At 72.5% G+C, this 11590-nt stretch carries 13 protein-coding genes; 6 read left to right on the plus strand and 7 right to left on the minus strand.

What is annotated here, in order from left to right; translation table 11 throughout:
- Position 1: 1 nt before the first annotated feature.
- Entirely contained in the window at positions 2-2083 is a 2082-nt protein-coding gene (locus tag AMIS_RS14720; protein ID WP_014443105.1) for an alpha-galactosidase, read from the minus strand.
- A 201-nt stretch (positions 2084-2284) separates the two neighbouring features.
- On the opposite strand from AMIS_RS14720, the gene AMIS_RS14725 reads away from it, so the two are divergent.
- Entirely contained in the window at positions 2285-3433 is a 1149-nt protein-coding gene (locus AMIS_RS14725; RefSeq protein ID WP_014443106.1) for an ROK family transcriptional regulator, read from the plus strand.
- 20 nt (positions 3434-3453) lie between these two features.
- Here the strand turns inward: AMIS_RS14725 and AMIS_RS42675 are convergent, their stop codons facing one another.
- The 5 genes from AMIS_RS42675 to AMIS_RS14745 all read right to left on the minus strand — a co-directional run bounded on the left by AMIS_RS42675 (position 3454) and on the right by AMIS_RS14745 (position 6888).
- The gene (locus AMIS_RS42675; protein ID WP_014443107.1) at positions 3454-3627 is read right to left on the minus strand and encodes a hypothetical protein; all 174 of its coding nucleotides are present in this window, start codon (positions 3625-3627) and stop codon (positions 3454-3456) included.
- Between the two features lie 161 nt (positions 3628-3788).
- On the minus strand, positions 3789-5072 hold the full coding sequence (locus AMIS_RS14730; RefSeq protein WP_014443108.1) for a hypothetical protein: 1284 nt from the start codon (positions 5070-5072) through the stop codon (positions 3789-3791).
- A gap of 22 nt (positions 5073-5094) precedes the next feature.
- A complete protein-coding gene (locus AMIS_RS40525) occupies positions 5095-5862 on the minus strand; it encodes a calcium-binding protein (protein ID WP_014443109.1) in 768 nt (255 codons plus the stop codon).
- A gap of 99 nt (positions 5863-5961) precedes the next feature.
- Positions 5962-6225: a hypothetical protein gene (locus AMIS_RS14740; RefSeq protein WP_014443110.1), complete on the minus strand. Its 264-nt coding sequence runs from the start codon at positions 6223-6225 to the stop codon at positions 5962-5964.
- A 117-nt stretch (positions 6226-6342) separates the two neighbouring features.
- Positions 6343-6888 (minus strand): DM13 domain-containing protein, encoded by a 546-nt coding sequence (locus AMIS_RS14745; protein ID WP_014443111.1) that lies wholly within the window; start codon positions 6886-6888, stop codon positions 6343-6345.
- Between the two features lie 96 nt (positions 6889-6984).
- Between AMIS_RS14745 and AMIS_RS14750 the strand changes: the two genes are divergently transcribed.
- From AMIS_RS14750 to AMIS_RS14770, 5 genes are all read left to right on the plus strand, one after another.
- Positions 6985-7680 carry a response regulator transcription factor gene (locus AMIS_RS14750; RefSeq protein ID WP_014443112.1) on the plus strand — a complete coding sequence of 232 codons (696 nt, stop codon included), beginning with the start codon at positions 6985-6987 and terminating at the stop codon, positions 7678-7680.
- Positions 7673-8692, plus strand: coding sequence for a sensor histidine kinase (locus AMIS_RS14755; RefSeq protein WP_014443113.1), 1020 nt, complete (start codon positions 7673-7675; stop codon positions 8690-8692). The genes AMIS_RS14750 and AMIS_RS14755 overlap by 8 nt, the downstream gene beginning before the upstream one ends.
- A gap of 132 nt (positions 8693-8824) precedes the next feature.
- The gene (gene nhaA, locus AMIS_RS14760) at positions 8825-10159 is read left to right on the plus strand and encodes a Na+/H+ antiporter NhaA (RefSeq protein WP_014443114.1); all 1335 of its coding nucleotides are present in this window, start codon (positions 8825-8827) and stop codon (positions 10157-10159) included.
- 84 nt (positions 10160-10243) lie between these two features.
- Positions 10244-10609 carry a DUF1330 domain-containing protein gene (locus tag AMIS_RS14765; protein WP_014443115.1) on the plus strand — a complete coding sequence of 122 codons (366 nt, stop codon included), beginning with the start codon at positions 10244-10246 and terminating at the stop codon, positions 10607-10609.
- 166 nt (positions 10610-10775) lie between these two features.
- Entirely contained in the window at positions 10776-11213 is a 438-nt protein-coding gene (locus tag AMIS_RS14770; protein WP_014443116.1) for a response regulator, read from the plus strand.
- A gap of 10 nt (positions 11214-11223) precedes the next feature.
- Here AMIS_RS14770 and AMIS_RS14775 read toward each other — a convergent pair whose 3' ends face one another.
- Positions 11224-11520 carry a hypothetical protein gene (locus AMIS_RS14775; RefSeq protein WP_014443117.1) on the minus strand — a complete coding sequence of 99 codons (297 nt, stop codon included), beginning with the start codon at positions 11518-11520 and terminating at the stop codon, positions 11224-11226.
- Positions 11521-11590 lie beyond the last annotated feature (70 nt).

An 11590-nucleotide genomic window follows, 5' to 3' on the forward strand; every position in this document is an offset into this window, starting at 1 on the left:
ATCAGCCTTTCCTGTCAACGCGGACGAGGTGCACCAGGACGCTGGCGTGGTCACCCTGCGGAAAATCAAGATCAAGACCCGACTGCCGGAGTACGGCCCCCGAGTGCACCGCTCCCGTGTCGGTGTCCCGGTACTCGGCTGCGGGGTCGATTCCGGTCAGCCGCAGCGGCGCGGGGTCGTGGCCGAACGGCCGGGACGGGCACCAGGCGAGCAGGACGAACTGGTCTTCGTGGGCGTACCCGACCGCGCTGAGCGTGCCGTCACCGGTCAGCCGGTGGGCGGCGCCGTGCTGGACCGCCGGCCGGATCCGCTTGTAGACCTCGATCAGCTCGGCGGCCTCCTTCAGCTCGTCCTCCGACCACGTGGTCAGGTCACCGCCGATGCCCAGCGCGCCGGCCATGGCGACGTGGAAGCGGAACCGCAGCGGCGTCCGGCGGGCGGTGGCCACGTTCGGGCTGTCGGTCACCCACGCGCCCATGACCTGCGCGGGGAAGAGCTGGCTGAACCCGTGCTGGATGCCGATCCGGTCGACCGGGTCGGTGTTGTCCGACGTCCACACCTGGTCGGTGCGGGCGAGGATGCCGAGGTCGGCCCGGCCGCCGCCGCCGGAGCATGCCTCGATGCGCAGGCCCGGGTGGTCGGCGCGGAGCCGGTCCATGATCTGGTAGACCGCGCGGGTGTGGTCCAGCCACAGCCGGTCCGGGTCGGCGTGGCCCGGCCAGCCGGCCTCGGTGAACGCGCGGTTCGCGTCCCACTTGAGGAAGTCGATGTCGTTATCGGTCACCAGCCGGTCCAGCCAGGCGTGCGTCCAGGCGGCGGTGTCCGGCCGGGCCAGGTTGAGGACGAGCTGGTTGCGCATCTCGGTGCGCCCGCGGTGTGCGGTGTGCAGCACCCAGTCCGGGTGCGCCCGGTAGAGGTCGGAGTCCGGGTTGACCATCTCGGGCTCGACCCAGAGCCCGAAGAGCATGCCGAGCCGGTGCACCTCGTCGGCGAGCGGTCGCAGCCCCTGCGGGAAGCGGTCCGGGTTGGGCGTCCAGTCACCGAGGCCGGCGTGGTCGCTGACCCGTTCGCCGAACCAGCCGTCGTCGACCACGAACAGTTCGACGCCGAGCCGGGCGGCCCGGGCGGCGAGCGCCGTCTGGCCGGCCTCGTCCACGTCGAACCCGGTGGCCTCCCACGAGTTGTAGAGCACCGGGCGTACCTCCGCGGGATGCGGGACGACGTGCCGGCGGGTGTACGCGTGCCACGCCCGGCTGGCCGCGCCGAACCCGCCGCCGGTGTAGAGCCCGGCGTACACCGGCGTCTCCAGGGTCTCGCCCGTGCCGAGGGTCCAGGTCAGGCCCTCGTGGCCGGGGCCGCCGGTCCAGGCGACGTGCCCGGCCGGGTCACGGTGCAGGGTGATCCGCCAGCTGCCGCTCCAGGCCAGCGCGGTGCTCCACACCTCGCCGTGCTCCTCGCCGGTGGCGCCGTCGTCCAGGGCGAGCCAGGGGTTGGCCTGGTGACTGGTCATGCCACGCCGGCTGGTGAAGACGGTCTCGGCGACCGGCACGTCGGTGCGGCGCAGCCGGAACTCGCTGTTCCAGCCGCCGACCAGGTGACTCATCCGGTAGCCGGGGCGCTGCGGCAGCGTCCAGGAGGCGCTGTCGCACCGCTGTACGGTGATCGGCTCGCCGGAGTTCGTGACGGTGGTCCACCGCTCTATCACGTCGGTGTCGTCGTACACCCGGTAGTGCAGGGTGACGCGCAGCGGGTGGTGCCGGTCGTCCAGGTGGATGCGCAGGTGGCCGGCGTCGATGTCGTGCCCGGCGTAGCGCCACTCGACGCCACGACTGCCGTCGGCGAACCGCACCTGCAGGCCGGCCGGCCCGAACCGGGCGCCACCCTCGGCGTCCAGTTCCCGCGGGCCGCCGGCGGTGTCGAAGCTGCTGCCCGCGGCCGGTTCCCGGATCGCGGGCGTGGTCAGTCGCGCACCCCAGTGCAGGTGCCGCACGTTGTCGTCGTCGTCGAGCGCGACGGCGTACGACGTCGACGGGGTGTGCAACAGCCAGAGGCGCTGCTCGGGCACGTACCGCAGATCGGGCATCTGGATCCTCAATGGTGATCGCCGATGGAGTGAGCCTTTTCAACGTGACGAGGGCCTCGCCCGCCGCCGCCGCCGGACAACGGCCCGGCGGCGGCGGGCCCGATGTCAGGTTGAAATTGCTCAGTGCGGCAGGAGCCTATGGACGTTTTCGCGCCCAAATCAATACTTGACGAAGGAAATTATTGAGCATAGATTTCCTGCATGTTTCCCGCCGTCGAGGGCGTCGCGCCTGCGGTCACCGCCGTCTTCACGGCCGTCCTGACCGAGGGCCCGATCAGCCGGGTCGCCCTCGCCCGCCGCCTCGGCCTCTCCTCCGCCGCCGTCACCAAGGCGGCCCGCCCGCTGATCGAAGCGGGTTACCTGGAGGAGCTGGCCGCGACCGAGCGGACCGGGCCCGGCGCGGGCCGCCCGGCCAGCCCTCTCGCTGTCTGCGCGGACCGGGAGTTCTTCGTCGGCGTCAAGATTACCGGTGACGAGCTCATCGGTGTGGTCTGCGATCTGCGCGCCCAGGTCCGCACGTCCGCGCATCGCCGGCTGGCCGGCGCCGGCGTCGACCACGTCCTCACCGAGTTGGACGAGCTCGTTGACGACCTGCTCGACGGCTTCGACCGCGGCCGCGCCCGTTTCCTCGGCCTCGCCGTCTCCGGCGACGTCGACCACTCCACCGGCCTGGTGCGCTACTCGCCGTTCCTGCGCTGGCGCGACGTGCCGCTGGCCGAGCGCGCGGAGAAGGTCACCGGTCTGCGCGTGACGGTGGAGAACGACGTGAAGGCGCTGACCACGGCCGAGCAGTGGTTCGGCGAGGGCGTCGGCGCGGACTCGTTCGCGCTGGTGACCGTCGGCGCCGGCATCGGCTGCGGCCTGGTCGTCAACGGCCGGATCGTCTCCGGCGCGCACGGCGTGGCCGGCGAGATCGGGCACATCGGCTTCGACGTGGACGGCCCCGACTGCCACTGCGGCAGCCGCGGCTGTGTGGAGGCGGTCGCCGGCGCCGACGCCATCGTGAGCCGGGCCCGGGCGATCACCGGCCGCCCGGAGCTCACCTTCGACGACGCGGTGTCGCTGGCCCGCGCGGGCGACGCCCCGGTCGACGCCGCCTTCGCCCGCGCCGGGACCGCGATCGGTGCCGGCATCGCGGCGGTCGCCAACCTGGTCGGCCCGGCCCGCATCGTCGTCTCCGGTGAAGGCCTGTCCGCCTACGACCTGTTCGAGCCGCACATCCGGGCCAGCTTCCAGCGCCAGGCGTTCGGCGCGGCGGCCGCGTGCCCGCTGTCGATCCGCCCGCTGCCGTTCGAGGAGTGGGCCCGGGGCGCCGCCACGGTCAGCATCCAGGCCCTCGTCGCCTCCTGAGCCGGGACACCCGGAGTGGCTCATTCCTCCCAGCCGGCGCCGAGCAGGCAGTTCCCGCAGCCGCGGCACGCCCCGTCCCCGTCGACGGATCCGTCGGCGCGCCGGGCGTAGGGGCACGGCTCACCGGTCGGCGTGGCGTACCGGCGGGCCTTGCCGGTTTCCGGCGGGGGCCGCTGCACCGTTCGCGTGGTCATGGCGACCTCCCTGACTTCTCGCGTCGTGCCGCCGTTGCGGACACCTCGATCGTCACGGCGTGGCCCGGTCGGCGGCAGAGGCTTTCGCCTCCCCTCGCGGGATCGCTCCGTTCTCGCAACCGAGGGTCTGCTCGCCCGGCCCGGTCACCTGCCGGACGCCGTCAGCGCTCGGTGCCGTGCCGGACCGCGACCACCCCGGGCATGGACGCCACCTCGTCGACGAGGGCGCCGAAAGCGCCGGGGCTGCTCAGCCCCACCTCCCAGAAGTACGGCACCCGCATGCCGGAGTCGCCGATGAGCTCGCCGCCGTCGCAGTAGGCGTACCGGTACTCCTCGTCTTCGGGGTCGTGGTGGAACCACAGTGACGTGGTGCCCCACACCCGGCTGATCGCCGCCTCGGCGTAGTTGCGCTGCTCGTCGGTGGAGTCCTGGGCGATGTAGACGCGCGCCACCCGGCTGTGCGCGACGTCCGCGGGCGCCGGATCCGCCGGTGGCCCGGACGGGCTGCACGCGGCAGCGGCCGGGGGATGCCAGCCCGCGGCGGCGACGACACCGGCCAGCACCAGCATCGCGGGAAGCGCGGCACGCAGGCGGACCGCGGCGAGCGCCACCAGGGCAAGACCGAGGATCATCACACCGGGTACGCCGGTGAGTGCCCGCAGCCCCAGCCAGATGACCTCGTCACCGGGCCGATCGGGTTGCCAGGACCAGAGACCGCCCAGCACCGCGACGGCGACCGTGAGCAGGATCGCCATCCCGCCGAATCCGGCCACCACGCCGGTCCGGACGGTGTCGCCCGCGGTGCGGCGGCTCGCCCAGCCGGCGATCAGCCATCCGGCGAGCGCGGCGAGGAGCCCACCGGCGACGGCGAGAGCCGGCAGCCAGGCCGGCGCGGACCGGCTGAGCTGGAAACTGGCCGCGCCGTCGGAGTCCCAGGCCGCGCGGTTGCCCCACAGCACGCCGGTGTAGGAGAGCACCAGGCCGTCCCGGGTGGCCCAGAAGGTGGCGGTGCCGATCGGGGTCTCGGACGCGACCTCCGAGGAGAAGGTGACATCGCCGTGCACGTCCCAGCCGGCGGCGGCCAGCCGGTCACGGGCGCCCCGGGCGTAGCCGAGCACGTCGCGGGTCTCGCCGGTGTGCTTCACCCAGTAGTCGGCGAATCCGTAGACGGTCTGTTCGCCGTCGCCGCTGGCGGTGAAGGGCTCCGCGTCGCCGCCACCCCACACCCGCTGACCGGGGAAGACCGTCGCGCCCAGCTCCTGCGCCGCCGCGCCGGACGGCAGCGCCGGAGCACCGGCCCAGCCGAGGCCGGCGGTGGCTGCGGCGCCGAGCAGGCCGGCGGCGAGCGCGGACAGGGCGGCCAGGACCAGCGCCGCGGTGCTCGCCGGGCGGCCCAGCCGGGCGACCTTCTGGATCACCCCGATCCAGAAGGTCGGTTTCCGCATCCGGTCAATATAGAGAGGGCGATCAACGCTCGCAGGCGCGCTTGGTGTCGCCTCGCTCGGCCTGGCACCAGTCGCCGCCCGCGGTGCCGTTGGCGCCGCCGTTGAGCAGGTCGGCCGCGTGCTTCCCCCAGTCGTCGCCGGCCAGGATGTCGTCGCCCGCGCCGCCGTAGAGCTTGTCACGGCCCTGGTCGCCCATCAGCGCGTCCCGGCCCGCGCCGCCGTAGAGCCGGTCGTTGCCGGTGTCGCCGTAGAGCCGGTCGTCGCCGGTGTCACCGTAGACCTTGTCGTTGCCGGAGCCGCCGACCAGATAATCGGGGCCGCCGCGACCGTGGATCGTGTCGTGACCCGACTGCCCGTACAGGAAATCGCCGCTGGATCCGCCGGTGACCGTGTCGTTGCCGGACCCGGCGTAGGCGACCAGGCGGAGCCGGGTCTTGTTGGTGATCGTGTCGTTGCGGTCGTAGGTGTGGATCCGCACCTTCTGCGTCCACTCGCCGACACCACAGTAGACCTTGGTCCGGTCGCCCTTGACCGCCTTGCAACCCTTGCCGGCCTTGATGCGGTGCTTGTCGTCGACGGTCACGCCGTGCGCGGCGCTGCGGACTACCACCCGGTTGGCCTTGCCCGTGGCGGCCTTGTACTGCACCACCTGCACGTCGCCGTCCCAGACCACCTGGGCGACGCCGGTGGACGCGGCCTGGGCGCCGGGCGCCGAGAGCACCCCGACACCCACTGCGGTCACCGCGATCACGCCGAGTCGAGAGAGCCATCGGGTACGCGTAATGGACATGCAATCCCCCCATGAATCGTCACTGAGCGCGGAGTTTCATCTCCGCGCAGTGACGAACCTAGAGTGATCGTGGTGAATTCGAGGTGAAGCCCCGCCGCGTCAGTCGGCGTACCGGGTGGGCGGGAACGGGTTGTCCGCGGAGAGCGGTGTGGTCGCCCCCTGCGCCTCGCGGCGCGCGGTCACGCTCTCGATCTCCTGCTCGTCGGTGTCGAAGGCCGGGTCGAACGGCAGGGCCGCGTCGGTCGCGGCCGGCACGGCGTTCGGGTCGTAGTCGGTCACGCCGGCCTCGGCCCGCGCGGCGTCGGTGCGCCGGGCCAGCTCGTCGTCGATGCGGTTCCGGGAAGCTGCGTTGTCGTTGGTCATGGCGCTCCCATACCCGGCGCGGCCCGGGCCGCCACGATGAGCTCGATCACCCGGCGTGCCCGCTGTCACGTCTCACCCCGGGCGGGGTCCACCGGGTGCGTCTCACCCGGGCGGGATCTACCGGGTGCTCAGATCCGCGGCTCCGAAGGAGACGGCGAACCGCTTGCACCAGATGCTGACGCTGCGGAACGCCGACGGGTCGACGGCGGCGTCGATCGGATACACCTGATCGCCGTGGTTGCCCTTGAGCCGCCCCAGTTCGGCGACGTCACCGTCGTCGAAGACGCGCCAGCCGGCCGTGCCCGTCCGCACCGGCTGGTCGGACAGCCAGACGCGCAGGTCGGGCCCGTCGCTGGTGTCCAGGCCGACGAGTTCGAGCTGGTGACTTCCGTCGGCGTTGCGCACGACCCGTGCCGTACCCGTGGTGTCGTGTTCGTGGGTGACGAAGGTGCCCTGAGCGACCACCCGCGCGGCCGGCGGATCCTGCCGCTGCGAGGCGGCGGGCGACGGCGGCGTGGACGGCACGACGGCCAGCGATTCGGTCACCGTCGTGTCGGTGACCAGGCGCCACGGCTGGAACCAGTAGAGCCCGGCGGCCACGCCGGCGCCGAGCACGGCGACGACGGTCCAGGTCAGCGGTCTGGTGAGGAGTCGGCGATTCACGGCTTCGAGTCAACCCGCCGCCGTGGCCGCAGCGCCAGACGCGGCGACCTTACAGGTCTCTTACGGTCGTGGGGGCAGCCTGGCTACCCTGCCTTCGTGAGCCACCGGGTGCTGGTCGTCGACGACGACCCGACCGTCAGCGATGTCGTGCGCCGTTACCTCGAACAGGACGGCTTCCAGGTGCGGCTGGCGGCCGACGGCTCGGCGGCGCTGGCGGCGGCCGACGCCGAACGGCCCGACCTGGTCGTGCTGGACCTGATGCTCGGCGACCTCAGTGGTCTCGACGTGTGCCGCCGGCTGCGGCGGGAACAGCCCGGCCTGGCGGTCGTCATGCTGACCGCGCTGGGGGAGGAGGGCGATCGGGTGCTGGGGCTGGAGGTCGGCGCCGACGATTACGTCACCAAGCCGTTCAGCCCGCGGGAACTCGTCCTGCGGGTGCGCTCGGTGCTGCGGCGTGCCGTACCGGTGGCCCCGCCCGTCCCGCAGGTGCTTGTCGACGGTGACCTGGTGGCGGACACCGGCCGGCGGGCGGCCCGGCTCGGCGGCCGGCCGCTGCCACTCACCGTGCGGGAGTTCGACCTGCTGGAGTTCCTGATGCGTCATCCCGCGCGGGCCTTCTCCCGCGCCGAGCTGCTCGACCGGGTGTGGGGCTGGCAGTTCGGCGACCAGTCGACGGTCACCGTGCATGTCCGGCGGCTGCGGGAGAAGGTCGAGCCCGACCCCTCCGAACCCGTGCGCCTGGTGACGGTCTGGGGTGTCGGCTACCGGTACGAGCCGGCCGCCCGTGCGTGACATCCTGCTGATCGCCGCGTACGCGCTGGCCGCCGGCGCCGTGGTCGGGCTGCTCGGCGCGGGCGCGATGCGGCTGCTGCGCGGCCGTTCGATCACCGTGCACGTGAGCGTGCTGCTGCTCGTCACGGTGGCGGCGGTGGCCGCCGGGGTGGTCGCCGTGGCCCAGGCGATGTTCCTCTCCGGACACGACCTGCAGGTGGTGCTGGTGACCGTGGCGGCGTCGGCCGTCGTGAGCCTCACCCTCGGCATCGTCTTCGGCCGCCGGCTGGCCACCGCGGCGGTGTGGGCCGTGCAGGCGCGCGAGCGGGAGAGGCGGATGGAGGCCGGCCGCCGGGACCTGGTCGCCTGGGTGTCACACGATCTGCGTACGCCGCTGGCCGGGCTGCGCGCGATGACCGAGGCGCTGCAGGACGGGGTGGTCGCCGACCCGGAGACGGTCGCCGAGTATCACCGCCGGATCCGGGTCGAGACCGATCGGATGAGCGGCCTGGTCGACGACCTGTTCGAGCTCTCCCGGATCCACGCCGGTGCGTTGCGGTTGCGCCCGGCGCCGCTGTCCCTGGGCGACGTCGTCTCGGACGCCGTCGCCGCCGTGGCCGCGCCGGCCGCCGCGCGCCGGGTCGCGGTGACCGCCGGCAGCGGCGCCTGGCCCGCCGTCACCGCCGACGCGGCGCAGCTCAGCCGGATCGTCGGCAACCTCCTCGCGAACGCGGTGCGGCACACGCCGGAGGACGGCGTGGTCCGGATCGACGCGGGCCACGACGAGCGGCAGGTGTGGTTCGCGGTGCGGGACGGCTGCGGTGGCATCCCGGACGACGACCTGCCGAGAGTCTTCGACGTGGCGTTCCGGGGCAGCCGGGCCCGGTCCCCGCAGGCCGGCGGGGGCGGAGGGCTCGGTCTCGCGATCGTGCACGGCCTGGTGCAGGCCCACGGCGGGCAGGTGCTGGTCCGCAACGTCGCCGGAGGCTGTCGCTTCGAGGTCCGGTTGCCCGCGGGGGCCGGATCGGCGTGAGCCCGGCGTTGCCTCGATCACGTTGGAGGCCGACCACCGGCGGGTGCGGTGCTCCGCCGGTAGGGTCAGCGGTAGGTGCGCCGGGAAGTCTGGTCGGCAACGTCCGACCCGACCCTGAAAAACGGAGTGACAATGACGGCGACACCACCCCGCAACAGCCCGCGCCTGTTCGATCGTGGGTCCTGGCCGGAGGCCCGTCGCATCGGCGACATCCTCCGGAAGGAGACCATCGGCGGCGTCCTGTTGCTGGCCGGTGCGGTCCTCGCCCTGATCTGGGCGAATTCGCCGTGGGGCGACAGCTATGAGACGTTGCGCGGCTTCACGATCGGTCCGGCGTCGCTGCATCTGGATCTGTCCCTGGCGACGTGGGCTGCCGACGGTCTTCTGGCGATCTTCTTCTTCGTCGCCGGCCTCGAACTGAAACGCGAGTTCGTCGCCGGTGACCTGCGCGACCCGCGCCGCGCCGCGGTCCCGATCGCGGCCGCCGTCGGTGGGGTGCTCGTCCCGGCCGTGCTGTACCTGGCGATCAACGTCAGTGCGGACGACGGGGCGGTCAAGGGCTGGGCGATCCCGACCGCCACCGACATCGCGTTCGCCCTGGCCGTGCTCGCGGTCATCGGCCGCTGCCTGCCACATGCCATGCGGACCTTCCTGCTGACCCTGGCCGTGGTCGACGACCTGCTCGCGATCGTGATCATCGCGGTCTTCTACACCTCGGACCTGTCGGTGCTGCCCCTGCTCGGGGCCCTGGCGCCGCTGGCGGTGTTCACCGTTCTCGTGCAGCGCCGGGTCCGGGCGTGGTGGCTGCTGCTGCCGCTGGCCTTCGCCACGTGGACGCTGATGCACGCCTCCGGCATCCACGCCACCGTCGCCGGGGTCCTGCTCGGGTTCGCCGTACCGGTGCTGCGCAGCCGGCAGGCGGGTGGCCCGGATGCCGGCCCCGGGATGGCGGAGCACTTCGAGCACCGGTTCCGGCCGATCTCCGCCGGCGTCGCGGTCCCGGTGTTCGCGTTCATGTCCGCGGGCGTCGCGGTCGGCGGTCCGGACGGGCTCGGCTCGGCGCTGACCGACCCGGTCGCGGTCGGCATCCTGGTCGGGTTGATCGTCGGCAAGCCGGTCGGCATCACCGCGGCGACGTGGCTGGTCACCCGCTTCACCCGGGCGAAGATGGACTCGGGATTCGCGTGGATCGACGTGTTCGGCCTGGCGGTGCTCGCCGGCATCGGGTTCACGGTGTCCCTGTTGATCGGCGAGCTGGCGTTCGGGGTCGGCAGCGACCGGGACGACCATGTGAAGGTCGCCGTGCTGACCGGCTCGTTGGGTGCCGCACTGCTCGCCACGGTCATTCTCCGGCTGCGTAACCGCACGTATCGGCGCATCCACGAGGCCGAGAACACCGACGCCGACCGCGACGACATCCCCGACGTCTACCAGCAGTCCGAGCCGGGCCGGCCGGAGAACGCGTGACGGCGGATCGGGTCGGTGTTTGTCCCTGCCATCGACACCTGTGATCATGAGGTGGTCGAACGACGGCTGGAGAGGAGCACTGTCATGGCGATCGATCCCAGCGGTGAGAACATCCGCGACTTCGTGCTGGCCGACCCCGAGGGGCCGGTGGTGATGCTCAACCTGCTCAGGTTCACCGCGACCGGCCGGGATTCCTACGATCAGTACGCGCGAGCGGTAGGAACGACGTTCCTTCCCCGGTACGGCGGTGAGGTGCTCTACGCCGGCGACGGGGACACCGCGCTCGTCGCCGAGGACGGCCAGCAGTGGGACGCGGTGCTGCTGGTGCGCTATCCCAGCCGGGAGGCGTTCGGCCGGATGGTCGCGGACCCGGAGTACCAGCAGTTCACCCGGCTGCGCACGGCGGCGCTGCAGGAGGCGGTGCTGCAGCCGACCCGGCCGTGGCGGTGACCGCCTGACGGTCCGGCCGGCGCCACCGGTGCGCCGGTGTCACGATGTCCGCCCGGTCCCGTGACACTCTCATGACAGTTCTCTCCTGCGGGTCGCGGCGCTCCACGCGTACCTATGATCGGATTTTCCGTGGCAGCGCGCGTTCACCATTCGCTCGGGGGTTCCGATGGGCGGCGGCACCGAATCCGTCGAGTTGTTGATCGTCCAGGACGATCCGGCCGAGACCCTGCTGATGCAGGAGGAGTTCGGGGAGCATCATCTGGTCAACCGGGTGTGCGTGGCGCACGATGTGCGCCGGGCGTTGGCGTACCTGGACGGATCGCCGCCGTTCACCGACGCGGGCCGGCCGGATCTGGTGCTGCTCGACCTCAATCTGCCGGGCCGGGACGGCCGTGCGGTGCTGCGCCACCTGCGGAGCCGGCCGGAGACCGCGGGTGTGCCGGTGGTGCTGCTGACCCATTCGCCCGCGGCCGAGCGGATCCTGCGTGCCGAACGCCTGCCGGTGCAGGGGTACGCGATCAAACCCGTTGACTTCGCCTGCCTGACGACCGTGGTCCGGTCGTTGGACACGCTCGGCTTCCAGGTGTGGCGCGCCGCGTCCTGACCGGCCGGCGTCAGCGGACCTCGTGACCGCGGCGATCCCACCGGGGCGCCGGTCGATCGGCGGTGAACGCGACGATGGCGACGCCGGATCCGGCGAACAGCACCTGCAAGGCGACTTCGAAGAGCGTCAGTCCGCTGCGCTCGGTGTTCGCCATCCGCGTGATCACGGCCGCCAGGACGGCGGCGGCCATCGCCGCGGCGACCGGCAGCCATCCCGGGACGGCCCGTTTGCGGCGGAGCAGAACGCGGCCCGTGACGCCGACGACCAGACCGACGGCCACCGCGAGGATCAGACTGTGTGCCGTCATGACGGGTCCCTCCAGACGCGTATCGGTAACGGCCAGAGTGCCTCCCGTGGTCTGCGGATTGTTCCCGCAC

It is taken from the genome of Actinoplanes missouriensis 431, from assembly GCF_000284295.1.
In the GTDB taxonomy this organism is placed as follows: Bacteria; Actinomycetota; Actinomycetes; order Mycobacteriales; family Micromonosporaceae; genus Actinoplanes; species Actinoplanes missouriensis.